This is a genomic window from Curtobacterium sp. BRB10, from assembly GCF_031844325.1.
GTDB classification, from domain to species: domain Bacteria; phylum Actinomycetota; class Actinomycetes; order Actinomycetales; family Microbacteriaceae; genus Curtobacterium; species Curtobacterium poinsettiae_A.
This window is the reverse complement of record NZ_JAUZVA010000010.1, coordinates 1-24,162: the sequence shown is the minus strand read 5'-3', so window position 1 is coordinate 24,162 and position 24,162 is coordinate 1. Positions and strand designations below refer to the sequence as shown.

Annotated in this window: 28 protein-coding genes; 14 read left to right on the top strand and 14 right to left on the bottom strand. The window is 71.6% G+C overall.

Annotated elements, in window-relative coordinates:
- Window positions 1-94: 94 nt before the first annotated feature.
- The 6 genes from Q9R26_RS17330 to mnhG are packed head-to-tail and all read left to right on the top strand — an operon-like array spanning window position 95 to window position 6,368.
- Window positions 95-3,007 carry a Na+/H+ antiporter subunit A gene (locus Q9R26_RS17330; RefSeq protein WP_311228025.1) on the top strand — a complete coding sequence of 971 codons (2,913 nt, stop codon included), beginning with the start codon at window positions 95-97 and terminating at the stop codon, window positions 3,005-3,007.
- On the top strand, window positions 3,004-3,414 hold the full coding sequence (locus Q9R26_RS17325; RefSeq protein WP_311228024.1) for a Na(+)/H(+) antiporter subunit C: 411 nt from the start codon (window positions 3,004-3,006) through the stop codon (window positions 3,412-3,414). Before Q9R26_RS17330 ends, Q9R26_RS17325 begins: the two co-directional genes overlap by 4 nt.
- Entirely contained in the window at window positions 3,411-5,102 is a 1,692-nt protein-coding gene (locus tag Q9R26_RS17320; protein ID WP_209132806.1) for a Na+/H+ antiporter subunit D, read from the top strand. Before Q9R26_RS17325 ends, Q9R26_RS17320 begins: the two co-directional genes overlap by 4 nt.
- Window positions 5,099-5,680, top strand: a complete 582-nt coding sequence (locus Q9R26_RS17315) for a Na+/H+ antiporter subunit E (RefSeq protein ID WP_311228023.1) — start codon at window positions 5,099-5,101, stop codon at window positions 5,678-5,680. The genes Q9R26_RS17320 and Q9R26_RS17315 overlap by 4 nt, the downstream gene beginning before the upstream one ends.
- The gene (locus Q9R26_RS17310) at window positions 5,677-6,015 is read left to right on the top strand and encodes a sodium:proton antiporter (protein ID WP_182066876.1); all 339 of its coding nucleotides are present in this window, start codon (window positions 5,677-5,679) and stop codon (window positions 6,013-6,015) included. Before Q9R26_RS17315 ends, Q9R26_RS17310 begins: the two co-directional genes overlap by 4 nt.
- On the top strand, window positions 6,012-6,368 hold the full coding sequence (gene mnhG, locus Q9R26_RS17305; RefSeq protein ID WP_311228022.1) for a monovalent cation/H(+) antiporter subunit G: 357 nt from the start codon (window positions 6,012-6,014) through the stop codon (window positions 6,366-6,368). Before Q9R26_RS17310 ends, mnhG begins: the two co-directional genes overlap by 4 nt.
- A gap of 77 nt (window positions 6,369-6,445) precedes the next feature.
- Here mnhG and Q9R26_RS17300 read toward each other — a convergent pair whose 3' ends face one another.
- Both Q9R26_RS17300 and mgrA read right to left on the bottom strand, forming a co-directional pair.
- Window positions 6,446-7,687, bottom strand: coding sequence for an MFS transporter (locus Q9R26_RS17300; RefSeq protein ID WP_311228021.1), 1,242 nt, complete (start codon window positions 7,685-7,687; stop codon window positions 6,446-6,448).
- Between the two features lie 560 nt (window positions 7,688-8,247).
- Window positions 8,248-9,291 (bottom strand): L-glyceraldehyde 3-phosphate reductase, encoded by a 1,044-nt coding sequence (gene mgrA, locus Q9R26_RS17295; protein ID WP_182066874.1) that lies wholly within the window; start codon window positions 9,289-9,291, stop codon window positions 8,248-8,250.
- A 90-nt stretch (window positions 9,292-9,381) separates the two neighbouring features.
- Here mgrA and Q9R26_RS17290 point away from each other — a divergent pair, with 90 nt between their 5' ends.
- The 3 genes from Q9R26_RS17290 to soxR are packed head-to-tail and all read left to right on the top strand — an operon-like array spanning window position 9,382 to window position 11,409.
- On the top strand, window positions 9,382-9,837 hold the full coding sequence (locus tag Q9R26_RS17290) for a DUF1801 domain-containing protein (protein ID WP_311228020.1): 456 nt from the start codon (window positions 9,382-9,384) through the stop codon (window positions 9,835-9,837).
- 2 nt (window positions 9,838-9,839) lie between these two features.
- A complete protein-coding gene (locus tag Q9R26_RS17285) occupies window positions 9,840-10,883 on the top strand; it encodes a YdcF family protein (RefSeq protein WP_311228019.1) in 1,044 nt (347 codons plus the stop codon).
- A 10-nt stretch (window positions 10,884-10,893) separates the two neighbouring features.
- Window positions 10,894-11,409, top strand: coding sequence for a redox-sensitive transcriptional activator SoxR (soxR, locus tag Q9R26_RS17280; RefSeq protein WP_311228018.1), 516 nt, complete (start codon window positions 10,894-10,896; stop codon window positions 11,407-11,409).
- On the opposite strand, the gene Q9R26_RS17275 is transcribed toward soxR, so the two are convergent.
- Window positions 11,406-11,846 (bottom strand): MarR family winged helix-turn-helix transcriptional regulator, encoded by a 441-nt coding sequence (locus tag Q9R26_RS17275; RefSeq protein WP_216852147.1) that lies wholly within the window; start codon window positions 11,844-11,846, stop codon window positions 11,406-11,408. The two genes, soxR and Q9R26_RS17275, sit on opposite strands and share 4 nt — an antisense overlap.
- A 46-nt stretch (window positions 11,847-11,892) precedes the next feature.
- On the opposite strand from Q9R26_RS17275, the gene Q9R26_RS17270 reads away from it, so the two are divergent.
- Window positions 11,893-13,137, top strand: a complete 1,245-nt coding sequence (locus Q9R26_RS17270; RefSeq protein WP_311228017.1) for a multidrug effflux MFS transporter — start codon at window positions 11,893-11,895, stop codon at window positions 13,135-13,137.
- A gap of 123 nt (window positions 13,138-13,260) precedes the next feature.
- Here the strand turns inward: Q9R26_RS17270 and Q9R26_RS17265 are convergent, their stop codons facing one another.
- Together Q9R26_RS17265 and Q9R26_RS17260 are read right to left on the bottom strand one after the other, a co-directional pair.
- Window positions 13,261-13,683: a phosphatase PAP2 family protein gene (locus Q9R26_RS17265; RefSeq protein ID WP_311228016.1), complete on the bottom strand. Its 423-nt coding sequence runs from the start codon at window positions 13,681-13,683 to the stop codon at window positions 13,261-13,263.
- Window positions 13,653-13,967 carry a hypothetical protein gene (locus Q9R26_RS17260; RefSeq protein ID WP_311228015.1) on the bottom strand — a complete coding sequence of 105 codons (315 nt, stop codon included), beginning with the start codon at window positions 13,965-13,967 and terminating at the stop codon, window positions 13,653-13,655. The genes Q9R26_RS17265 and Q9R26_RS17260 overlap by 31 nt, the downstream gene beginning before the upstream one ends.
- Before the next feature lie 98 nt (window positions 13,968-14,065).
- Between Q9R26_RS17260 and poxB the strand changes: the two genes are divergently transcribed.
- A complete protein-coding gene (poxB, locus tag Q9R26_RS17255) occupies window positions 14,066-15,790 on the top strand; it encodes a ubiquinone-dependent pyruvate dehydrogenase (protein WP_311228014.1) in 1,725 nt (574 codons plus the stop codon).
- 66 nt (window positions 15,791-15,856) lie between these two features.
- Here poxB and Q9R26_RS17250 read toward each other — a convergent pair whose 3' ends face one another.
- Window positions 15,857-16,540 carry an SDR family NAD(P)-dependent oxidoreductase gene (locus Q9R26_RS17250; RefSeq protein ID WP_182066870.1) on the bottom strand — a complete coding sequence of 228 codons (684 nt, stop codon included), beginning with the start codon at window positions 16,538-16,540 and terminating at the stop codon, window positions 15,857-15,859.
- Window positions 16,541-16,642: 102 nt separating this feature from the next.
- Between Q9R26_RS17250 and Q9R26_RS17245 the strand changes: the two genes are divergently transcribed.
- From Q9R26_RS17245 to Q9R26_RS17235, 3 genes are all read left to right on the top strand, one after another.
- Window positions 16,643-17,485, top strand: coding sequence for a helix-turn-helix transcriptional regulator (locus Q9R26_RS17245; RefSeq protein ID WP_311228013.1), 843 nt, complete (start codon window positions 16,643-16,645; stop codon window positions 17,483-17,485).
- A 209-nt stretch (window positions 17,486-17,694) separates the two neighbouring features.
- Window positions 17,695-18,492, top strand: coding sequence for a Sua5/YciO/YrdC/YwlC family protein (locus Q9R26_RS17240; RefSeq protein ID WP_311228012.1), 798 nt, complete (start codon window positions 17,695-17,697; stop codon window positions 18,490-18,492).
- 20 nt (window positions 18,493-18,512) lie between these two features.
- On the top strand, window positions 18,513-19,013 hold the full coding sequence (locus tag Q9R26_RS17235) for a hypothetical protein (protein WP_311228011.1): 501 nt from the start codon (window positions 18,513-18,515) through the stop codon (window positions 19,011-19,013).
- A 52-nt stretch (window positions 19,014-19,065) separates the two neighbouring features.
- Here Q9R26_RS17235 and Q9R26_RS17230 read toward each other — a convergent pair whose 3' ends face one another.
- From Q9R26_RS17230 to Q9R26_RS17195, 8 genes are all read right to left on the bottom strand, one after another.
- Window positions 19,066-19,485, bottom strand: coding sequence for a Rid family hydrolase (locus Q9R26_RS17230; protein WP_311228010.1), 420 nt, complete (start codon window positions 19,483-19,485; stop codon window positions 19,066-19,068).
- 42 nt (window positions 19,486-19,527) lie between these two features.
- Window positions 19,528-20,175 carry a hypothetical protein gene (locus Q9R26_RS17225; RefSeq protein ID WP_311228009.1) on the bottom strand — a complete coding sequence of 216 codons (648 nt, stop codon included), beginning with the start codon at window positions 20,173-20,175 and terminating at the stop codon, window positions 19,528-19,530.
- A gap of 23 nt (window positions 20,176-20,198) precedes the next feature.
- Window positions 20,199-20,393 (bottom strand): hypothetical protein, encoded by a 195-nt coding sequence (locus Q9R26_RS17220; protein WP_262139859.1) that lies wholly within the window; start codon window positions 20,391-20,393, stop codon window positions 20,199-20,201.
- 207 nt (window positions 20,394-20,600) lie between these two features.
- Window positions 20,601-20,900 carry a Dabb family protein gene (locus Q9R26_RS17215; protein ID WP_311228008.1) on the bottom strand — a complete coding sequence of 100 codons (300 nt, stop codon included), beginning with the start codon at window positions 20,898-20,900 and terminating at the stop codon, window positions 20,601-20,603.
- A 49-nt stretch (window positions 20,901-20,949) separates the two neighbouring features.
- Window positions 20,950-21,837, bottom strand: coding sequence for an SDR family oxidoreductase (locus Q9R26_RS17210; RefSeq protein ID WP_182066864.1), 888 nt, complete (start codon window positions 21,835-21,837; stop codon window positions 20,950-20,952).
- 144 nt (window positions 21,838-21,981) lie between these two features.
- Window positions 21,982-22,713: a S1 family peptidase gene (locus tag Q9R26_RS17205; RefSeq protein ID WP_311228007.1), complete on the bottom strand. Its 732-nt coding sequence runs from the start codon at window positions 22,711-22,713 to the stop codon at window positions 21,982-21,984.
- A 129-nt stretch (window positions 22,714-22,842) separates the two neighbouring features.
- Window positions 22,843-23,841 carry a diacylglycerol kinase family protein gene (locus Q9R26_RS17200; RefSeq protein ID WP_311228006.1) on the bottom strand — a complete coding sequence of 333 codons (999 nt, stop codon included), beginning with the start codon at window positions 23,839-23,841 and terminating at the stop codon, window positions 22,843-22,845.
- Between the two features lie 49 nt (window positions 23,842-23,890).
- Window positions 23,891-24,067, bottom strand: a complete 177-nt coding sequence (locus Q9R26_RS17195) for a hypothetical protein (RefSeq protein ID WP_209132789.1) — start codon at window positions 24,065-24,067, stop codon at window positions 23,891-23,893.
- Between the last annotated feature and the right edge of the window lie 95 nt (window positions 24,068-24,162).

Sequence of the window (24,162 nt, the reverse complement as noted above, 5' to 3'; positions counted from 1 at the left end):
GCTGTCCGACCGCACAGGTTCTCCACATCGCCCTCCTCGTAGGCTGTGAGGGCCCAGTGAGCCGGACTGCAGCCCGACCCCGAGGAGGTGCCCGATGGTCCTCGTCCTCGTCGCGTTCGCGATCGTCGCCCTGATCGTCCCAGCCCTGACCCCCGTCCTCGGACGCCGCGTGTTCTACGTGGCGGCCCTCGCGCCCGCAGCGGCCGCCGTGCTGACGGTGGTGCAGACGGACGCGGCCCTCCACGGCAGCGTCGTCGAACGGCACCGGTGGGTCCCCCAGCTCGACCTCGACGTCACGCTGCGGATGGACGCCCTGTCGTGGGTGCTCGCCCTCGTGGTGTCGATCGTCGGCGCGTTGGTGCTGGTCTACTGCGCCTCGTACTTCGAGCGGGACGAACCCGGGCTCGGGCGGTTCGCCGGCGTCCTGACGGCCTTCGCCGGCTCGATGTACGGACTCGTGATCGCCGACGACGTCATCGTGCTGTTCGTCCTGTGGGAGGCCACGACGGTCTTCTCCTACCTGCTCATCGGGCACGACGCCGCGAAGCGTGCCAGTCGTGCCGCCGCCATGCAGGCCCTCGTGGTCACCACCGCCGGTGGTCTGGCGATGCTCGCGGGCCTCGTGGTGCTCTCGGTCACGGCGGGCACGACCTCGCTGTCCGCGATCGTCGCCGATCCCCCGAGCGGCACGGTCGTCTCGGTGTCGGTGGTCCTCGTGCTGCTCGGGGCGCTCACGAAGTCGGCGATCGTGCCCTTCCACTTCTGGCTCCCCGCCGCGATGGCCGCGCCGACCCCGGTCAGCGCGTACCTGCACGCCGCCGCGATGGTGAAGGCGGGCATCTACCTGGTGGCCCGGCTCGCCCCCGCGTTCGCACTGCTCGACGGCTGGCGCGAGACGATCACGCTGCTCGGTGTCGCCGGGATGCTCGTCGGCGGGTACCGGGCACTGCGGCAGACCGACCTCAAGCTCCTGCTCGCCTACGGCACCGTGGCCCAGCTCGGGTTCCTCGTGCTCGCCGCCGGCTGGGGTGCCCCCGCGGTCGCTCTGGGTGGGGTCGCGCTCCTCGTGGCCCATGCCGCCTTCAAGTCGACGCTCTTCCTGGTCGTCGGCGCGATCGACCACGTCGCCGGCACGCGCGACCTCGGTCGGCTCAGCGGGCTCGGCCGCGCCCGCCCGTGGTTGGCGGTCGTCGCGGTGCTGGCACTGCTGTCGATGGCCGGGATCCCGCCGACGATCGGGTTCGTGGCGAAGGAAGCCGTGCTGACCGGGTTCACCGAGTCCCTGCACGGCTCCGACGCCGGCTGGGCCTGGTTCGCCCTGATCGGTGTGACCGTCGGATCGGTGCTCACCGTGGCCTACTCGCTGCGGTTCCTGTGGGGCGCCTTCGCCCGTAAGCCCGGCGTCGCGACGACCGAGCCGCACGCCCTGCACGGCCTCGGCGTCGTGCCCTCGGTGCTCGCACTGGCCGGGCTCGCACTCGGTCTGCTCACCCCGGTGGTCGCACACGGCATCGAGCCCGCTGCCACGACCGCAGCGCTCGGCGGCCAGGAGGTCCCGCACCTCGCGCTCTGGCACGGCCTCGAACCCGCACTCGGCCTGTCCGCCATCACCCTGGTCGGCGGCCTCGCGCTGTTCGCCCTGCGCCGCCCGGTCGAAGCGCTCCAGCACCGGCTCGCGGGGTTCCCGAGCGCCGCGGGCGCGTACCGGCACGGCATGCGGCTGCTCGACCGTGGAGCGACCGGACTCACCGCGAGCCTGCAGCGCGGCTCGCTCCCCTACTACCTGACGGTGATCCTGTCGGTCTTCGTCGCCGGGGCGCTCGCCAACCTGGTGCTCGGCGGGCCGTGGGAGTTCCACGTCCGGTTCGCCGACTCGTGGGGTCAGATCCCGGTGATGATCGTGATGTCGATCGCCGGCATCGCAGTGCTCACGGCGAAGACCCGGTTCGCCGCCGCGGTCCTGGTCGGCGTCACCGGCTACGGCCTCTCGGTGCTGTTCGTGCTGCACGGTGCCGTCGACCTCGCCCTGACGCAGCTCGTGGTCGAGACGGTGACCCTGATCGCCTTCGTCCTGGTCCTCCGACGGCTGCCCCCGCGCATCGCCACGACCAACCCGTCGCGGTTCCGGGTCGTCCGGGCGCTCTTCGCCGGGCTGGCGGGGCTGACGCTGGCGATCGTCGTCGTCGTGGCCGCCTCGGCCCGCACCGCGCGCCCCCTCTGGCCCGACCTGCCCGCACTGACGAGCTCGTTCGGGCACGGTCTGAACGTCGTGAACGTCGCCCTCGTCGACCTGCGCGGCTGGGACACCCTCGGTGAGCTCACCGTCGTGGTCGCCGCGGCCACGGGCGTCGCGAGCCTGATCTTCGTGAACTCGCGCGAGGACACCCTGCCCCGGCTGCGGGACCTGCCGGAGACCCTGACCGCGAACGGCGAGCGCACCGACGGCGAGCCCCGCGCCTGGCTGCCGACGAGCGCCGCGATCCCGACCGGCCGCTCGGCCCTGCTCGACGTTGTCGTCCGACTGCTGTTCCACGGCCTCGTCGTGCTCTCGCTCTACCTGCTGTTCGCCGGGCACAACTCGGCCGGTGGCGGGTTCGCCGGGGGCCTGGTCGCCGGCATCGCCCTCGCGGCCCGCTACCTGGCCGGCGGCCCGGCCGAGCTCGGCGCGGCGGCCCCGGTGCGTGCCGGTCGCCTGCTCGGGCTGGGGGTCGCCACGGCCGCCGTCACGGCGATCGTGCCGCTGTTCTTCGGTCGCGAAGCCCTGTACTCCGAGTTCTTCGAGGCCACCGTCCCGATCCTCGGACACGTCGAGTTCGTCACCGCCACGTTCTTCGACATCGGTGTGTACCTGGTCGTCGTCGGCCTGGTGCTCGACGTCCTCCGCAGCCTCGGAGCCGAGGTCGACCGGCAGCGCCTCGAGGACGCCTCGACCCCGACCCGCGACACCACCGAGGGGTCCGTCAGCGACGCCCTCGATGCCCCCACCCCGGAAGGGAGCGCCACATGACCGTCACCCTCGTCCTCGTGATCGCCATGGCGGTGCTGTTCTCGTGCGGCGTCTACCTGCTGCTCGAACGCTCCCTGACCCGGATGCTCCTCGGCTTCCTGCTGCTCGGCAACTCGCTCAACCTGCTGCTGCTGGTGATGTCCGGCGCCGCGGGCGACCCGCCGATCGGCGGGAGCGCCGAGGGCATCACCGACCCGCTCCCCCAGGCGTTCGCCCTGACCGCGATCGTGATCACCTTCGCCGTCAGCGCGTTCCTGCTGGCCCTGATCCACCGGTCGTGGCAGCTGTCCCGCGCCGACGAGGTCGAGGTCGACGAGGCCGACGCCGCCATCGGCCGTGACCGCGACGAGTCGGCCGACGAGGACCCGGAGACCACCACCGACGCAGAACAGGAGGCGACCCGATGACCTGGCTCGTCCCGCTCCTCGTCCTCGTCCCGCTGCTCGGTGCCGCGGTCGCGCTCGGACTCCTCCGGCACCAGAAGCTCCAGCGTGCGATCACCGTCGTGGTGCTCGTCGTGGCCCTGGCCGTCGCCGCCACGCTCATGGTCCTGGTCGACCGGCACGGCACGATCGTGGTGCAGGTCGGCGGCTGGGACGCCCCGTACGGCATCTCGCTCGTCGTCGACCGGCTGAGCGCCCTGCTGCTCACCGTCAGTGCGAGCGTCCTGCTGCTCGTCCTGCTGTTCTCGATCGGGCAGGGCCTGGCCGCCGACGACGAGGACGCCCCGGTCACGATCTTCTACCCGACGTACCTGGTGCTCGCCGCGGGTGTGCTCGACTCGTTCATCGCCGGTGACCTGTTCAACCTGTACGTCGCGTTCGAGATGCTCCTGGTGGCGAGCTACGTGCTCATCACGCTGGGCGGCAGCGAACAGCGCGTCCGGGCCGGCACGACGTACATCGTCACGAGCCTGATCGCGTCGGCGATCTTCCTCGCCGCCATCGGCCTGGTCTACGGTGCCACCGGCACGGTGAACATCGCCCAGATCAGCGAGCGCGTCGCCGATCTGCCGGAGCACGTCCAGCTGCTCCTGCACACGATGCTGCTGATCGGGTTCGGCATCAAGGCGGCCGTGTTCCCGCTGGCGTTCTGGCTGCCGGACTCGTACCCGACGGCCCCGGCGCCGGTCACCGCGGTCTTCGCGGGCCTGCTGACGAAGGTCGGCATCTACGCGATCATCCGGCTCGAGACGGTGATCTTCCCGCGACCACAACTCAACGAGGTCCTGCTCGTCGTCGCCGCGCTGACGATGGTGGTCGGGGTGCTCGGCGCGGTGTCGCAGACCGACGTCAAACGGCTGCTGTCCTTCACGCTGATCAGCCACATCGGCTTCATGGTGATGGGTGTCGGACTCGGCACCGTCGCGGGGACGGCGGCAGCGGTGTTCTACACGGTGCACCACATCGTCGTGCAGACCACGCTGTTCCTGGTGTCCGGTCTGATGGAACGCGTCGGCGGGACGACCTCGACCCGGTCGCTCGGCGGGCTGCTGAAGGCCGCACCGCTGCTGGCCGCCCTGTACCTGATCCCCGCGTTCAACCTGGGCGGGATCCCGCCGTTCTCCGGCTTCATCGGCAAGCTCGGCCTGTTCCGCGCCGCCGCCGAGGACGGCTCCCCGATGGCGTACGTCACCATCGGCGCCGGCGTCGTCACGTCGCTGCTCACCCTGTACGCGCTCATGCGGGTCTGGGACGCCGCCTTCTGGCGGCCGAAGCCGGCGGCCGAGGCCGCCGCCCCGCACGCGACGAGCGCGGAACCGCACGCCCACCTGCGGTCGCCGGAACCGGCGCCCCTCACGGTCTCCGAGGAGACGGGCGAGACCTACCACCCGGGAGGCTCGGTGACGGTCACCGACGCACCGCACGCAGCCACCGCCTCCAGTCCGACCACCGGCGCGACCGAGGCGGTCGGCGAGGCACCCGAGAAGGTGCGCCTGCCGCGCATGCTCGTCGGCGTGACGACCGTCGCGGTGCTCGGCTCCGTCGCCCTGACCGTCGTCGCCGGCCCGCTCTACGGCTACGCGACCCGCGCAGCGGAGTCGCTGGAGTCGCCCGACCGTTACGTGCAGGCCGTGCTCGGAGGTGAGCGATGACCGACGTCCGCCGCATCTCGAACGCCCGGCGGATCGCGCTGGCGTGGCGCTACGACGTGCCCCTGGTCGCGGGACTCACCGTGCTGTGGGCGCTGCTCTGGGGATCGTGGACCCCGCTGACGCTGCTGTGCGGCATCGTCGTGGCGCTCCTCGTCACCCAGGCACTGCCGCTCCCGCCGGTCCCGCTGTCCGCACGGTTCTCGATCGTGCACGTGCTGCGGTTCCTGGTGGTGTGGTCCGGGCTCGTCGTCGTGGCGTCCTTCCGGGTCGCGTGGGTCGCGTTCCGACCCCGCGGTGTGCGGCGCAGCTCGATCACGCTCGTGCAGCTGCACTCGACATCGGAGATGACCTTCACCCTGGCCACCCTCGCGATCTCGCTCGTGCCCGGCTCGTACGTCGCCGACGTGGACCTGCGGCGCCGTCGTCTGCTGCTCCACGTGCTCGACACCGAGCGCCTGGAGCAGGTCGAGGACGAACGCCGCGTCGCACTCCGGATCGAGGCCATGGTCATCCGCGCACTCGGCTCCAAACAAGACGTCTCCGAGCTGTCCGAGCCGCTGCCGGAGGTGACCCAGTGAGCCCCGCAGTCGTCGTGATGGGCATCGCCGTCGCGCTCGTGCTCGCGCTCCTCGGGGTGACGTTCGCCCTCGCGGTGTTCCGCATCGTGCGCGGTCCGACCATCCTCGACCGCATGATCGGCTCCGACATGGTGCTGACCACCGTGCTCGTGGTGATCGCGGCCGCGATGGTCATCCGCCAGGACCTGACCGGCATCCCCGTGCTCGTGGTGATCTCGGCGACGAGCGTCTTCGCCACGGTCGCCGTGGCCCGGGCCGTCACACCCTCGGCGGACCCGTCCGACGAGGGCCTGACCGTCACCACCCCCGAGCGCGCCGAGGAGGACCAGTCGTGATCGAGATCATCGAGTCGTTCGTCGACGACGCCGGCGTCCGCGCCTGGATCGCCGTCGGGCTGCTGCTCGTCGGGTCGCTGCTGTCGCTCGGCGCCGGGGTCGGCATCGTCCGGTTCCCGGACCCGCTCGTCCGTCTGCACGCGATGGCGAAGCCGCAGGTGCTCGGGCTCGCACTCGCGCTGGCCGCCATCGTCGTCGCGGTGTGGACGTGGACGGCGTTCTGGGTCGTGCTGCCGATCATGGTGTTCCAGCTGTTCCTGGTGCCGGTGTCGACGCACATGATCGCCCGTGCCGGCCTGCGCGCCGACGACTACCGGCACGAGGACCTGCTGGTCGACGACACGGAGTCCTGACGCACCGATCTGACGGACCGGAGGTCCGTGGCGGCGTCGCTACGGGCCTCCGGTCCGTCAGGTGGCCACGTTCGCAGTCAGGCGGTCGCGACCCGACGCGGGAGCAGCAGGTTGCACACCGCGGCGACGACGACGATCGCGGCGGAGACCGCCGGCAGCAGCATCGCGGCGGCGGTGCCGTGGTGCTCGGCGACGTCACCCGTGACGGCGGACGCGATCGACTGGCCGACGATGACGGCGGACCCGAGGATCGTCATGGTGGTGGCGGAGCGGCCGACGGGTGACCGGTCCGAGCCGAGGCTGTACTGGGCGACCAGGGTCGGGCCGATCCCGATGCCCATGATCGCGAGGACGACGCCCGCGGCGACGACGGAGTCGGCGCTGGCGAACGCGATCGCACCGCCGAGGAGCACGACACCGAACACGAGCCAGCGCCAGCCGAGGCCGAAGGCACGGGGGAACGCCGCCGACCCGAGTGCCAAGCCGGCGGACCCGATGCCCATCAGGCCGTAGAGCAGGCCGGCCTGCGAGGCCTCGCCGTGGGTCTCCATGAACGCCGTCAGCGAGGTGAGCGTCGAGCCGAAGAACAGGCCGATGCCGAGGATGCCGACGACCACGACGACCAGTCGCGGACGCAGGAGCTGCCGGGCGGGGGCCCGCGTGTGCTCCGCGTGCTGGCCGACCACGAGCTTGCCGGTCGGGTGCAGCGCGAACGCTGTGACGAACACGAACGTCAGGACCGAGGCCCCGGCGACGGCCACCCACGGGGCGATCGCGCTGGCGAGGATGCCGACCAGGAACGGGCCGATGATGAACACGGTCTCGTCGGCGGCGGACTCGTAGGCCATCGTGCCGCTGAGGGTCTTCTCGCGCCGCGCCGGGGCCATCCGCTGCCGGATGATCGCGACGAGCCGGGTGCGGGACATCGGGGCGACCTGCGGGGCCGAGGCGCCGATGCAGAACGCGACCGCGAGGACGGCCAGGTCGGGCGCGGTGCCGCTGACGACGAACGGGAAGAGCCCGAGCAGCGCCGCGTTCACCAGGCCGACGGGCACGAGCACCGCGCGCTGTCCGAAGCGGTCCGCGGCGGCGCCGACCATCGGGCCGAAGATCGCGGAGCCGATGCCGACGGCGGCGGAGTTGACGCCGCCGAGGGCGACGGAGTCACGGGCGGCGACGACGAGGGTCAGGACGCCGACCACCATCATCGCGAACGGGAGCCGGGCGATGAACGCCACGGGGAAGTACCAGCGTCCGGCGAGGGAGACGAGCGAGCGGTCCGGAGCGGGCGGGGCGTCGGTGGGACGGGTCTGGAGCATCGGGGTTGTGCCTTCTCGGCCCGCCCGGTTCGGTGGCGGCGGACCCATCGGGTGCCGCCGTTGTCCGCCGGGATGCCGGCGGCCGGTAGATACACACTGCGTGTTGTCGAACGCTGTTGATGGTACCAACCGGACACCGCGCACCGGAGGAGTTCGCTCCGGGCGCCGTCCCGCCGGTCAGCCGTGGTGCGGTCACAGACCGTCGGCTGCGGCGCCGCCAGCCGACAGTTCGTGACCGGACGGCACGCAACCCGCGACGTGTCGTGGCCGGCCCGCCGGGGCCGGCCACGCGACGCTACGTGACGGGACGACGGACGGGAGGCGCGTGGCGGGGTGCCCCGTGCCTCCCGGCCGGCGCGCCGCGCGCCCAGGGCCCCGCACCGGTCACGACACCCCGTCGGCCGTGCGCGGTGCGGTCGCAGACCGTCGCCTGCGGCGCCGCCAGCCGACAGTTCGTGACCGGACGGCATGCGACCGGCGACGTGTCGTGACCGGTCGGCGCAACCCGCAGAGCGACGAGATGCGACCGGCCGAGGGACTGATCCGGCATGGCGCTCAGGTCAGGAGACCTCGCCCGCGCGGGCTCCCGCCCACAGGTCGACGTCGGTGATGCCGACCGAGTGCTCGTCGATGACGCGGAGCTCCTCGTCGGTGAACGACGTGTTCGACAGCGCGGCGACGTTGTCCTCGAGCTGCGACACCCGCGAGGCACCGATCACGAGCGATGTCACCCGCTCGTCGCGGAGCGCCCAGGCGAGGGCGAGCTGCGCGAGGGACTGCCCGCGGGCGGCCGCGACGTCGTTCAGGGCGCGGAGGTGCTCGACGACCTCGGGGGTGATGCTCGACGCGTCGAGGGACTTGCCCGCTGCCGCGCGGGAGTCCTCGGGCACACCGTTCAGGTACTTGCCGGTCAGCAGCCCCTGCGCCAGCGCGGTGAAGCCGATCACGCCGAAGCCGAGCTCGCCGGCGGTGTCGAGCAGCCCCTCGGTCTCGATCCAGCGGTTGAGCATCGAGTACGAGGGCTGGTGGATCAGGAGCGGGGTGCCGAGGTCGCGGAGGATCTCGGCTGCCTGCCGACTGCGCTCGGCGTCGTACGACGAGATCCCGACGTACAGCGCCTTGCCCTGCTGGACCGCGGTGTGCAGCGCGCCCATCGTCTCCTCGAGCGGGGTCGAGGCGTCGAGGCGGTGCGAGTAGAAGACGTCGACGTAGTCCAGGCCCGTCCGCTGCAGCGACTGGTCGAGCGAAGCGAGCACGTACTTGCGCGAGCCACCGCCCTGCCCGTACGGCCCCGGCCACATGTCCCAGCCGGCCTTCGTCGAGATGACCATCTCGTCGCGGTAGGGCCGGAAGTCCTCGCGCATCAGGCGGCCGAAGTTCACCTCGGCGGCACCGTACGGCGGGCCGTAGTTGTTCGCGAGGTCGTGGTGGGTGATCCCGAGGTCGAACGCCCGGCGGCTGATGGCGCGCTGGTTCTCGAAGGGCATGTCGTCCCCGAAGTTGTGCCAGTACCCCAGGGAGAGCAGCGGCAGGTCGAGGCCCGAGTGGCCGGTCCGGCGGTACGTCATCGAGTCGTAGCGGTCGTCACTGGCGATGTAGGTCATGGGACGAGCCTGGCACTCGTTCGGGTTCGGGCCTCGCATGCTTCGCTTCGCGGACCCATGATGGGTGCACGAGACCACGAGGAGACGACGATGGCACGGACGACGAAGACCGAGACCACCTTCACCGACGAGGAGCGGGCGGCGATGCAGGAGCACGCCGCAGAGGTCAAGCGGGCCCGCGGCACGAAGGGCACCAAGGCCGAGAAGGCGGCGGCCGACGCCGCTGCGGTCGAGGCGAAGATCGCCGAGATGCCCCAGCCGGACCGCGGCCTGGCGGAGCGCGTCCACCGCATCGCGCTCGAGGTCGCGCCGGAGCTCGCGCCGAAGCTCTGGTACGGCATGCCCGCCTACGCGCGGGACGGCAAGGCGGTGTTCTTCTTCCAGGATGCTGCGAAGTTCAAGGCCCGGTACGCGACACTCGGGTTCCAGGACTCGGCCGCGCTCGACGACGGCACGTTCTGGCCGACGTCGTGGGCGATCAGCCCCGAGTTCTCCGAGGCCGACGAGGCACGGGTGGCTGACCTGATCCGTCGCGCGGTCGGCTGACGGTGCTCGGGCTGGGCGCCGCTCCCGTCTTCGCCCTGCTGTTCCTGGTGCTGTACGTCCTGGGGCGGCGACGGGACCCGCGGATGCTCCGCAACGGGGTGTTCCTGACGGCGGCCGTGCTGTTCGGGCTCGCGACGGTCGTGGCCGTGCTGACCAGGGTGGTCCCCGGGTTCAGCCTGCTCGTCGCCGTGGTGCTGCTGCTCGTGCCGCTCGCCGTGGTGGTGCTCGGCGTCGCCCTGGTCGCGAACGGCCTGCAGATGCTCCGCGCCGAGGGACGCAGCGTCGGCAACCTGCTGTCGCTCGCCGCCGGCGTGGCGGTGTTCGTGCTGCCGGCGATCGCCATCGCCCTGCTCGTCTCGGGCAGTGGCGAGGGCTTCACGCTGTGGGACGGCACGAAGATCGCGATCGCGGTCCTGATGGTGTTCGTCTGCGGGTACTTCGCGCTGTCGCTGGTCGCGTTCGCCCTGTACTCCGTCGTCTACGGGCGGACCCGGCACGGCATCGTCCCCGACACGATCGTGGTCCTCGGCTCCGGGCTCGTGCACGGCGAGGTCCCGCCCCTGCTGCAGAGCCGGCTCGACCGGGCCCTCGGCGTCTACCGGGCCGAACGGGCCGCCGGACGCCGCCCGCTCCTCGTGCCGTCCGGCGGACAGGGCGACGACGAACCCCGCCCCGAGGGCACCGCGATGGCCGAGTACCTGGTGGCGCACGGCGCCGACCCGGACGACGTCGTGGCGGAGACCGCGTCGCGGAACACCCGCGAGAACCTCCGGTTCTCGCGGGACGTGCAGACGGCCGCCGGCCGGGACGGCCAGATGGTCGTGGTCACGAACAACTACCACGTGTTGCGGGCGGCGACCCTGTCCCGTCGCCTCGGCCTACCGGCCCAGGTCGTCGGCGCGCGCACGGCGGCGTACTACGTCCCGAGTGCGTTCCTGCGGGAGTTCGCCGCGGTCATCGTCGAGCACCGCTGGCTGAACGTCGTCGCCTGCACGCCGTTCGTGCTGTTCACGGGGTTCCTGCTCTGGGAGTCGTTCCAGCAGTAGGATCTCCACCATGGTCGAGATCCCGGCGCCGCGGCCGACCGATCTGCTGCCCATCGGCGAGATCGTCCGCCGTACCGGCGTCGCCGCCTCGGCCCTGCACTTCTACGAGCGCAAGGGCCTGATCCACCCGGAGCGCACCGACGGCGGCACGCGGATGTACCCGCGGCACGTCGAGCGGCGGATCGCCATCATCCAGGTGGCCAAACGCCTCGGCATCCCGCTCAGCGAGGTCGCCGAGCAGTTCGAGGCGCTGCCCGCCGACCGCATGCCGTCGCTGCGCGACTGGAACCGGTTGCACGAGCGGTGGCGAGCACGACTGCGGGCCCGCCAGCTCGAGCTGGAGCGGCTGCAGCAGGAGATGACGCAGTGCATCGGCTGCGGATGCGTCTCGCTCGGAGCGTGCTCGGTCGTGAACCCGGGTGACGCCCTCGGCGACGAGGGGCACGGCGCGCGTCGCCTGCTGCCGATCGAGGACGATGCCGCAGCCGACGACTCCGCCACCACCGCCGAGGAAGCCGTCGCCTAGCCCGCGCGCAATCCGTCGTCGATCCGCTGCAGCAGCTCCAGCGCCTCGACCGCGCCCCGCTCGTCGCCACCGAGGGCCGTACGGAGCTTGCCGGACCAGTGCCGGTACAGACGGTCGACGCTCTCCTGGGCCAGGGCGGTCGAGTGCAGCTGCACGGTCCGGGCGTCCGCCGGGTCCTGGCGCCGCTCGACCATGCCCTTCGCCACGAGCGACCGGAGTGCGACGCTGAGGTTGCTGCGCTGCAGGGCGGTCGCCTCGGCGGTGGCACTGGGCGAGGTGCCCGGGTTGCGGTTGATCCAGCGCATCACGAGCGCCTCGGTGCCGGTGAGCGGCACGATGTCGAGGGTCTCCGAGCCGTGCGGGTCGATGTCGCGCGCGATCCGGAGCAGGACGTCCGCGAACTCGGCGAGGACGTGGTCGGACACGGCGGAGTGCATGTCCGTACTGTACCGATCTCCGGCGATGAGTTATGCTTTCATAACAATGACCACGGACACCGGAACCATCCGCGCGACGATCGCGACACCCACGACCAAGCAGCAGGGCATCACGACCGCGCTGCTCCTGGTGCTCGGCCTGCTCAGCGCCGTCGCCCCCTTCGCCACCGACCTGTACCTGCCGGCGTTCCCGCAGATGACGACCGGGCTCGGGGCGAGCGCCACCGCCGTCCAGCTCACCCTGACCGCGTTCCTGGTGGGTGTGACCGCGGGCCAGCTCGTGTTCGGTCCGCTGTCCGACCGGTTCGGCCGCGTCCCGCCGCTCATCGCCGGTGCCGCGGTGTGCGTGCTCGCCAGCATCGCCGCGGTGCTCGCGCCGAACATCGGCGTGCTCATCGCGGCCCGCCTGCTGCAGGGCCTCGGCGGTGCGGCCGGCATGGTGATCAGCCGTGCGGTCATCTCCGACCTGGCGACCGGCAAGTCCGCCGCCCGCGCGTTCTCGCTCATGATGATCGTCGGCGGGGTCGCCCCGGTCGTCGCACCGCTGCTCGGCGGCCTGCTCACCGGCCCGATCGGCTGGCGCGGCCTGCTCTCGATCGTGCTCGGCCTGTCGGTCGTCATGCTCATCGCGGTCCTCGCCGTGATCCGCGAGACCCACCTGAAGGAACACCGCGACGCGCTGCGTGCGGAACGCCGTGGCTCCGGCTCGGCGCTCCGCGCCCTGCGCTCCCGCACGTTCCTCGGGTACACCGCCGTGTTCGGCTTCGCGTTCGCCGTGATGATGGCCTACATCTCCGCGTCGCCGTTCCTGTACCAGGACATGATCGGCTTCGGCACGGTCGGCTACGGCCTGGCCTTCGGGCTGAACGCCCTGGCGCTGATGGGCGTCAGCATCCTGTCCGCCAAGCTCACCGCGACCCGTTCGGTCACCGGCGTGCTGTCGCTCGGCATCGTGCTGGTGCTCGCGTCGACCGTCGCGTTCGCGCTGCTCGTCGTCTCCGGGGCGCCGGTCATCTGGCTCGCCGTGCCGCTGTTCACCGCGGTGGGCTCGCTCGGTCTGGTGCTCGGCAACGCCACGGCGCTCGCGCTCGGTGCCGTGCCGTCAGCTGCCGGTAGCGCCTCGGCCGTGCTCGGTGCCCTGCAGTTCGGACTCGCGGCGCTCGTGTCCCCGCTCGTCAGCATCGGCGGCTCGGACACCGCGGCGCCGCTGGCGATCGTGATGCTCGCCGCCGCCGTGGTGGCCGTCGTGGCGCTGCTCGCGGCGCGGGGCCGGACCAGCACGCTCCGCTGACCTGGCAGGACACCGCCCGCTGACGCGGAACGACACCGTCGTCGCACGACATCGACAGTGGCGTTCCGCGTCGACCAGACCACCCGCGACCACCCGGCCCGGCAGCGCCCGGCAGCGCCGGCGTCAGCCCCGCCCCGGCCGCAGGAACGGCACCCGCGGCATGAGCCAGTCGACCCACACCACCCGCACCCCCGGCGCCACGGCCAGTGCCCACAGGATCGAGGCGGCGGCGTCGGTCGGGTAGTGGACCGCGTCGATCGACACCGCGAAGAAGACGATCACGATGGCCACGACCCCGAGCGTCAGGGCGAGCCGGTGCCACCGGGTCTCGCGGAGCAGCCAGATCAGGGCGACGACGAACGCCGTGATGTAGACCGTGTGCCCGCTCGGGTACCCGGGGTCCGGCTGCACGGGGAACGGGTGCGGCAGCACGGCGACGTCGGGGCGGGCGCGGTGCACGATCTCCTTGACGATCGCGGACGGCACCCACGTGATCGCGATGGTGCCGCCGAACGCTAGGGCCGGGCGCAGGTCCCGCGTCGCCACCAGATCACGGCGACGACGACGACCGTGATCCCGATCGCCGGCGCCGGACTGATCACGTGGTAGACCGCGGTGCTGAACGCCCCGACGAACCCGGTGTGCAGCGCGTTCAGGGCCTTGGACAGGCCGAGGTCGACGGTGCCGAGCGTGAACCCGACGATGGTGATGACGACGACCGCGATGACGGCGATCGCCACCGAGACGAGCGGGTACGGCGAGCGCTCGAGGATCCCGTACGCGGCGAGCTCCCGTCGGCGGGGACGGAGGAGCGGCGCGGCGTCGGTCATCCTGCCATCGTCGCAGCACGACCCGGGCATCAGGGCGCGAGTGGGACGCGCGATGCTCCGAAAGCGTTCAGCGCAGCGGTCGCGAGTAGACAGGACGCATGCCAACCGTTGCCGAGAACATCGTCGCCACCCTCCGCGCCAACGACGTCCACCGGGTCTACGGCCTGCCCGGGGACTCCCTGAACGGCTTCACCGACGCCCTGCGCAAGGACGGGACGATGCGGTGGGAGCACGTCCGTCACGAAGAGGCGGCCGCGTTCGCCGCCAGCGCCGAGGCCGCCGTGACCGGTGACCTGGCCGTCTGCGCCGGCAGCTGCGGCCCGGGCAACCTGCACCTGGTCAACGGCCTGTACGACGCGAACCGTTCGCGGGTGCCGGTGCTGGCGATCGCCGCCCACATCCCCACGGCGGAGATCGGCTCCGGCTACTTCCAGGAGACGCACCCGCAGGAGCTGTTCCGCGAGTGCTCCGTCTACGTCGAGTACGTCGCCGACCCGGTGCAGATGCCCCGCCTGCTCGAGATCGCGATGCGTGAGGCGATCGAGAAGCGCGGCGTCGCGGTCCTCGTGATCCCCGGCGACGTGCTGCTCGCCGAGGCGAAGGACGACCGCGTCACCCGCATCGAGCGGGCCACCCCGCGCATCGTCCCGAGCGAGGCCGAGCTGCAGCGCACCGCCGACCTGCTGAACGGTGCCGACCGGATCACCATCCTGGCCGGAGCCGGCGTCGCGGACGCCCACGACGAGGTCGTCGCCCTGGCCGAGCGGTTGCAGGCCCCGATCGTGCACGCGCTGCGCGGCAAGGAGTACATCGAGTACGACAACCCCTACGACGTCGGCATGACGGGACTGCTCGGCTTCTCGTCCGGGTACCGCGCCATGGAGGACGCCGACGTCGTGCTCATGCTCGGCACGGACTTCCCGTACCAGCAGTTCTTCCCCGCCGAGGCGAAGCACGTGCAGGTCGACATCCGCGGTTCGCAGCTCGGCCGGCGGCACCCCGTCGACATCGGGCTGGTCGGCACCGTCAAGGACACCGCCCTCGCACTCATCCCGCTGCTGACCGGCTCGCACCCGGCGAAGCACCTCGAGGACTCGCTCAAGCACTACCGGAAGACCCGCGAGAAGCTCGACGACCTGGCCGTTCCGGCCGGCCGGAAGAAGCCGGTGCACCCGCAGTACGTCGCCCGGGTGCTCGACCGGCTCGCCGCCGAGGACGCCGTCTTCATCCCCGACGTCGGCTCGCCCGTCGTGTGGGCCTCGCGCTACCTCACGATGAACGGCAAGCGCCGACTGATCGGCTCGTTCGTGCACGGCACGATGGCGAACGCCGTCCCGCAGGCGATCGGTGCGCAGACCGCGTTCCCGGACCGGCAGGTGATCGCCCTGGCCGGCGACGGCGGCCTGACGATGCTCCTCGGTGAGCTCATCACGATCGTGCAGAACAAGCTGCCGGTGAAGATCGTCGTGTTCGACAACTCGTCGCTCAACTTCGTCGAACTCGAGATGAAGGCCGCCGGCTTCGTGAACTACGGCACCGAGCTGCAGAACCCGGACTTCGCCGCCGTCGCCGAGGCGATCGGCATCAAGGGGTTCCACGTCGACGTGTCCGACGACTTCGAGGACGCCATGGCCGCCGCGCTCGCGCACGACGGTCCCGCGCTCGTGTCGGTCCGCGCGAACCGCCAGGAACTCTCCATGCCCCCGGCGGTCGCCCTCGAGCAGGCGAAGGGCTTCACGCTCTACGCCATCCGCACGGTGCTGTCGGGTCGCGGTGACGAGCTGCTGGACCTCGCGTCGACCAACGCGCGCCAGCTGCTGTAGACGCGACCGGAGGACGGCCTGGAGGCCCGTGGCGGCGTCGCCACGGGCCTCCAGGCCGTCACGGCGTCACCACCCGAGCGGCTGGCCGTCCTCCAGGAAGACGCCGGTGGGGCCCTCCGGGCCCGCGCTCGCGGCGGCCGCGATCGTCGCGGCGCTGACCTCGACGGGGCGACCGTGCGGGTTCGGCATGCCCCCGAACTCGGTGGCCGTGTAACCGGGCTCGATCGCGACGAAGTGCACCTCGGGCGCGATCTTCGCGTACTGCACCGTCAGCATCGAGACGGCCGCCTTGGAGGCGCCGTAGACCACGGCCGGCACGGTGAACGCGGGCTTCGACGGGTCGTGGGTGGCGGTGAACGAGCCGAGCGCACTCGACAGGTTCACCACGATCGGGTTCGCGGAGCGACGCAGGAGCGGCAGCGCGGCCTCGGTCGCGCGGATCGTGCCGACGGCGTTCGTGTCGAACACGTCGAGCGCCTGGGGGCCGTCCTGCCCCCACACGGCGATGCCGGCGTTGTTCACGAGGACGTCGAGGCCGCCGTTCGCGTCGACGTGGGCGAAGGCCGCGGCGACCGAGTCGTCGTCGCGGACGTCGAGCTGCACGGAGCGTGCGCCGATCTCGGCGGCGACCGCGGCGCCCTGGTCGGCGTCGCGGGCGCCGATCCAGACGGTGTGGCCCGCCTCGACGAGCTGACGGGCGGTTTCCTTGCCGAGGCCGCGGGTGGCCCCGGTGATGAGTGTCGTTGTCATGGGTCCAGCGTCGTGCTCGGCGGCGACCGCAGGGAGTCGACCCGTTGTCGTAGGACCGGCAGGGCCAGGACCGGGGTCGCTCGTCGCGCGCAGACTGGGGACATGGCGGACACGGACTTCGGGCACACCCTGCGGCGGCTGCGCGACCACGTCTCCCCCGAGGCGGCGGGCGTGGTCGTCGGGCCGCGTCGGCGTGCGGCCGGTCTGCGGCGAGAGGAACTGGCCGGCCTCGCGGGGATCTCGGCCGACTACCTGACCCGGCTCGAGCAGGGGCGGGCGACCTCGCCGTCCGCCCAGGTCGTCGAGGCGCTCGCGCGGGCGCTACGGGTCGTCGATGCCGACCGCGAGCTGCTCTACCGACTCGCCGGGCACGCGGTCCCCGGCGCCGACGTGGTGCCGTCGCGGATCCCGCCGAGCGTGCAGCGACTGCTCGACCGGCTGGCGGACACCCCCGTCGCTGTCCTCGACGCCGCCGGGAACCTGCTCGTCGCCAACGCCCCGTACGACGCCCTGATGGGGCCGATCGGGGCACTGCGCGGGAACGACCGGAACACCGCGTGGCGGCACCTGGTCGGTTCGGGCAGCCGCGCCGTGCACACGCCGGAGGAGCAGGCGGCGTTCGAGGCGAACCTGGTGGCCGGGCTCCGGATGACCGCGGCGCGCTACCCGCTCGACCGCCAGCTGCAGCAGCTCGTGCGGGAGCTGCGCGCGGCGAGCCCGCGGTTCGTCGAGCTGTGGGACTCCGGCGCGACCGCGCTCGGCGAGACCGCCCGGCGGAAGGTGATCGACCACCCGGACGTCGGGCTCATCACGCTCGACTGCGACACCCTGGTCGTCGGACCGGAGGACCTGCGGATCCTGGCGTACACGGCCGAGCCCGGGTCGGTGGACGCGGAGCGGCTGGCCCTGGCCATCGTCGTGGGGACGCAGTCGTTGGTGGAGTGACGCTCGGGGCGGGGGCGCTCTGGTTGTGCGCGGCTCAGTCTTTGTGCACGGTTCAGCACCGGCCAGCCGCGGTCGCTCGCTGCGAGCCCGCCTGAACCCTTCGGAGAAGGCCCACAGGTCGCGTCCTTCGCCCTTGTCCGGCCCGGACGTCGTCCATAGGCTCCCGCTGTCAGACGATCGTCTGACTCCAGAACGGGACGAGGACGGGCATGAACGACGAGACGCAGGTCAGCATGAACCGCGTGCACTGGAACGGTGGCGTGCCGCGCAGTGCGGTGGACGCACTCCTGCACGACGGCGGACTGGCGGTGGTCCCGACCAAGGTCGGCTACATCCTGATGACCTCGGACCGCGCGGGTCTGGAGCGCAAGTTCGACGCGAAGGAACGCAACCGCAACAAGCCGGGCGTCGTGCTCGTGAGTTCGCTCGAGATGCTCCGGAGCATCGCGCAGCTCACCCCCGAGATCGACGCCCTGTACCAGCGGTGCTGGGACGAGGACGTCCTGCTCGGGTGCATCCTGCCCTGGAGCGAAGAGGGTCGAGCGGCGTTGCCGTCGGACGGCTCCGACGAACTCATGATGGACACCCGTGGCACGTCCTGCTTCGTCATCAAGTTCGGCGTTCCCGGTGAGCTCGCCGCCCGCGAACTCTGGACCGAGCACGGCAAGTTCGCCTTCGCGAGCTCGGCCAACCCGTCCGGTACCGGCAACCGTGGCGTGGTCGACGGCATCGGCGAGCGCATCGCCGAGCGCGCCGACGTGATCGTCGAGGCGGACGACTACGTCGCGTCCATCCAGCCGGAGCAGACCGCCGAGACCCGCTACGAGCAGGGCGTCATGGTGTCGATGGTCGACAGCACCGGAGCCCTGATCCCGCTGCAGGACGGACGCCGATCGGTCGTCCCCGCACCGACGCTCATCCGCAAGGGTCTCGACGTCGACCGGATCATGGGGCTGCTCGCGGACACGTTCACGAGCTGGGACTACCGGCAGGGTGAGTACTACTGAGCCCGCACGAGCGGACCTCCGTGGGCCGGAACCGCCTGTCGCGTGAGGACGCCGCGAGCCGCATCACCGCGTTCGTGTACGGCAACATCGTGATCCTCGGGACGATCGCGCCGATGGTCCCGGACACCGCCGAGAGTGGTCGGGGGCTCTGGTACGTGCTCGCCACCGCGTTCTCGACCTTCCTCGCACACACCTTCGCCGAGTCGGTCGGCCGACGTGCGCGGAGCGATCACCGCCTCACCGGGGAGACCGTCCGCGCCGAGGTGCGAGACTCGCTGCCCGTCCTCACCTCCGGGCTCCTCCCGGCTGCCGTCCTCGCCTACGCCTGGCTGACCGGGACGTCCGGGCTCGCGGCCGAGATCATCGCGATCGGGTACCTCGTGGTCCGACTCGCCCTCCTCGGGCCCGTCGTGGCCAGGCTCCGCGGGGAGAAGCCGTCCCCGCGGACGTTCGTGGCCGGCCTCGTCCTCGCGCTCGTCGGTGTCGGCATCGCCCTGGTGAAAGCGGGTCCGGGCTTCTGAGGCGAGCGTGCACGGGAGCACGGGGGTACGGGAGCCTCGACACCTCGCGCCGTCACGTGGCCTGTCCGTCGGCGACGGCCGCGACGGCTTCGATCTCGACCAGCTGGTCGTCGTAGCCGAGCACCGTCACCCCGAGCAGGGTGCTCGGCACGTCGTGCGCGCCGAAGGAATCGCGCACCACCTGCCATGCGGTGACGAGGTCGGCCTGCCGCGAGGACGCCACGAGCACCCGGGTGCTCACGACGTCCTCGATGGACGCTCCTGCGGCACGCAGCGCCTCCTGCATCGTCTCGATGCACCTGACCGCCTGGCCCGCGTAGTCACCCACCGCCACAGTCGAGCCGTCCGGGGCGAGCGGGCAGGCCCCGGCGAGGAACACGAGCCGCGTTCCAGCCGGCACGGTGGATGCGTACGCGTACTGCGCCGCGTCGCTCAGGACGTCAGATCGGATGAGACGGACAGCGCTGGCCATGCCGGTCATCCTGCCAGCAGCGGCGTTCACCCCTCGCCAGCGTCAGGCGCAGTACTCGTACGGCAACATCGCGACCGGCCCAACCCAGATCGCACCCACGGTGGTGCCGTCCGTCCCGAGCTGGAACGTCATGAAGCGTCCGTCGGCCTGCACGCTCCACATCGAGTACGGCCCCTGCTCCTCACCGTAGGTGCCGGTGTACCGCAGGTCCGGGTACGCGGAGCGCACCTCGGTCAGGGGCGCTCCGATGCCGATCCCGGCGTCGGTCTCGGGCGAGTTCGTCGTCACCGGGTCCGGCCCCAGCCCACCGATGGTCACCCCGGCGACCTTTCCGTCGCGCGGGATGACGATGAGGCCGGGAGCGTCGGACCGCTCCCAGAAGGTCGTCTCCGGACTGGCCGGGCACGCATCCGTACTCCGCGTGTAGGCAGCTGTCAGGTCGTCGATCTCGCCCTGCACCGGACCACCGAGGGCGATCGGTCCGACCTCGTCGGTCGAGATGGTCCACGTCGCGGGGTCCGACAGACTGAAGGCCGTGTCCGTCGTGGTCGGGGTCGCAGCGGGGGTCGGGGTGTCGGGGTCAGACGGCGTCTCCGGGGTCGCAGTCGCAGTCACGGTCCGGGTCGGCGTCGCAGCCGGCGAGCCGGAACAGGCGGTCAGCGCCATCGCTGCGACGAGCCCGAGGGTCACCCCAGCGGTCCGGGCCGCACCGTTCACGCGGCCCCCGCCGAACTCCGCGGCTTCCGATCCGGCGGGAGCTGGGGGCCGGGTTGCCGCACGGTCCTCCAGCTGCCGATCCGCGGGTCGAGCCGGACGGCGTCCCCGCATTCGTCGCAGTGCGCCGCTCCCGCCTCGCCGAGCAGGATCTTCGCGTCGTCGTGGACGAACGGGTCCGGGTTGCCGGGCATCGTCTGTTTCCCTCCGTCGGCAGATGTCGAACGGCCCCCGCCCGCAGGCGGGGACCCGACCGGCGCGGGCTCCGGAGAGCCGCAGCGCCGGCCGGTCACCCCCGCGCCGTTGCGATGGCCGGTCCACCGTACGTCGAGCCTCCACGAGGGACGGAACCCCTCGTCCGCCATCGCAACCAGAGCGTTACACAGCTTCCGACGCAGCGATCAGTCGGCGTCCTCGACGTCGAACACGACGACCCGCGCACTCGCCGCACCGATGAACTCGGCCACCGGCCGGTGCTCCGGGTGCGGCAGGTACCCGGCGAGCGCGGCACGATCGCGGAACCGGACGACGAGCATCCAGTGGAACCCGCCCTCCAGCCCCTCGGTGCTCACGCTCGTTCCGGACTGCACCGACTCGACCCCCTCGATCCGTGGCAGGTGCGCACGCGACAGGGCGGAGGCCTCGGACGACCGGTCCTCCGCGTCCCACTCGACCAGCACGGTGTGCGTCACTCCGGACACGTGGTCCCCTTCCTCGGATGCAAGAACGCCAGAACCCCAGAGCGTCGGATCAGAACGCCGGCGTCCCACCGGCGATCGTGATGGTCGACCCGGACTGGTAGCTCGACTCCGGGCTGACCAGGTGCACGTAGGCGGCACCGAGTTCGGCGGGCTGACCCGGACGGCCGAACGGCGAGCTCTCACCGAAGTGCGACACCGTCTCGGCATCGTCGGAACCCGGCTGCAGCGGCGTCCACACCGGCCCCGGCGCCACGGAGTTCACACGGATGCCCTTCGGCGCGAGCTGCTGCGCGACGGCCTCGGTGAAGAGCTTGATCGCACCCTTCGACACGGCGTAGTCGATCTTGTCCGGCGAGGGCGTCGACGCCTGGATCGAACCGGTCGTCACGATCGTCGATCCCGGCTCGAGGTGCGGCACGGCGGCCTTCGTCAGCCAGAACAGCGAGTAGATGTTGGTCTTGAACGTCGAGTCGAACATCGACGTGTCGAGCGTCAGGATGTCCTCGTTGCTGTCCATGCGGCCGGCGACCATGACGAGCGTGTCGAGACCGCCGAGCTCGTCGACGCCCTTCTGCACCAGGTCGATGCAGTACTGCTCGTCGGCGATGTCACCGGGGAACAGCACGGCGCGACGGCCCTCGGACTCGAGCAGGTCGCGGACCTGTTCCGCGTCCTCCTGCTCGTCGGGCAAGTAGGACAGCACCAGGTCGGCGCCCTCGCGCGACAGCGCGATCGCGGCGGCACGGCCGATGCCGGAGTCGGCACCGGTGACGATGCCGCGGAAGCCCTTCAGCCGACCGAGACCGACGTAGCTCTCCTCGCCGTGGTCGGGCTTCGGGTCCATCTTCCACGCGGCACCCGGCAGCGACTGCTCCTGCTTCGGGTACGGCGGGGCCGGGTAGAGGGTGTTCGGATCGCGCTTCTCGTACTGGCTCATGGCCCCACTGTCGTCGTCGCGCCCGCACGGGCGCTCAGCTGGTGGGTGACGGACGCTGAACAGGCGAGCACCGCCCTGCAGGTGGACGGGACGGACTGGAGGCGCGGTGCGGGCCCGCACCGCGCCTCCCGTCCGTCAGGTGGTTCAGACGCCGGCCGTGGTCCGGATCCAGGACGAGGCCTGCGACAGCAGGGCGTAGTTCGAGCCGGCCTTGGTGTTCGCGCCGGGGTCGGCGCTGTCGCCGGTGGAGCAGACGGCGACGACCTTGCCGTTCACGAGCAGCGGGCCGCCCGAGTCACCGTGGTTCGAGGCCCCGGTCACGCCGGTGAGGTGCTGGGCACGGCCGCTGTACGCGTCGGTGCTCGCACCGGTGAGCGAGACGGTCGCCTGGTACAGGCCGTCGGACTGCGTCGCGTTCGCACGCAGGCCGTAGCCCTGGATGGTGCCGGTGCCGCTCGACTTGGCCGTCGCGGTGAGGTCGAGGGGGGCGTAGGTGGACAGCGAGTACGCGGTCCGCAGGTGCACGAGCGCGATGTCACCCGCCGGCGAGGCGCTGACGCGGTCGACGGCGACGGCCGTGCCGCGGTTGACGGTGGAGTTGGAGTGGTAGACGTTCATCGCGCCGATGCCGTCGATGCAGTGCCGGGCGGTCAGGATCCACGAGGCGTTGAGCTGCTCGCCGGTGCAGTTGCTGACGTAGCCGGAGGGGATGCTGCCGCCGGAGGCTTCGAGCTGCACCGCCCACGAGGTGGTGGGGGCCTTCTCGCCGCCGACGACCTTCGTGCTGACGGGCAGCGCGGAGGCGGGCGAAGCGGCGAACACGCCGGCGGTGATGACGGCGACCGCGGCGAACGCGGCTGCGATGGACTTCTTCATGACGACTCCTCTGTCGGTGAAGCACCTGCCAGTTGCTCTGTGCAACTGATGCGTCATCCTGACCCCCGGTCGAGGGGTCGCACCAGTCCGCACTTCGACGGACGCGACGTGTGACCCCGTCGGGACGGGTCAGGCCGAGCCCCGCGGTCGCGACTCGGTGCGGAGCAGCAGTCCGTGGTGGTGCGTGGTGAGCGTCACCGCGACCACCTCGCCGAACGCATCGCCGTCGAGCTGCACGCGCTCCGGGGTGTCCACGGTCAGCCGCAGCGTTCGTGCCCGCGTGTACCGGAGCGCGCGTGAGGTCGGCAACACGCGAGCGAGGAGCCGTCCGAACCCGGTGCGCGCGAAGAAGCGGTTGAGCGTCAGCGCGTACCCGACCTTGGTCCAGCCGAACCACCCGGTCGGCCGGAACGCCACGGCGTCGAGGATGCCGTCGTCCGGTCGGGCCGCGGGGAGCAGCAGGATGCCCGCGGTCAGGGTGCCGCAGTTCCCGACGATGATCGTGTGGGCGCTCATGCTGCGGAGCGGGCCGTCGTCGATCCCGTAGTGCACGGGGATCTGCCGGTTGCCGATCACGGACCGTGCGATGGGATCCGAGTAGGCGACCCATCCGAACCGCTTCTTCACCCACGCGTTCGTGTCCGCGGCCATGCTCGCATCGAGCCCGATGCCGGTCATCACCAGGAACGCGTGCGACGTCGTGGTGCCCGCCGGGTCGGTCAGGTCGGCCAGTCCGACGTCGATCGGGCGGTCCGTCCCGCTGAAGCCCGCTCGGACCGAGCGCACCAGGTCGCCGAGGGGCAGACCGAGGTTCCGAGCGAACAGGTTGCCGGTGCCGCTGGGGACGAGCGCCACCGGCGTCCCGGTGCCGCGGAGCTCCGCGGCGACGACCCGGAGCGTGCCGTCACCACCCGCGACGAGGACGACGCTCGGGTGGGCGTCGCGCGCGGCCCGCGCAGCAGCACGCCCGTCGTCGTCGGCACTCGTCTCGAACCAGAGCGACTCGGCCCAACCGTGTGCGCGCTCTTCCTCGCCGAGCACCGCTCGGAGGCGGGCCTGTTCGATCTTCGTCGGGTTCACGACCACCGCTGCTCGGAGCTGCTGGGGTTCGTTCGGGAGGTTCGGCATGCGGTCGGTGCGGGGAATCCTGCTGGTGGTGCGCTTCGCCAGTGGCGGACTAGTTGGTCCGGCCCGCGTTGCGGGCCTTGTTGCCGCTTCGGCGGACGGCCCCGAAGACGATCGTGCCGAGCAGCAGGACGATGCCGATGACGCCGAGCCAGAGCAGGCCTTTCAGGGCGAAGCCGACGATGGACAGGACTGCCCAGAGGACGACGAGGACGATGACGGTCTTCACGGTGGTGGTTCCTTCAGTGGGGTGTGGTGCGTGCGGGTGGGGTGGGGGGGGGTGGGCGTGTCAGTGGATCCGGAGCTCGGTCACCATGGGGCAGA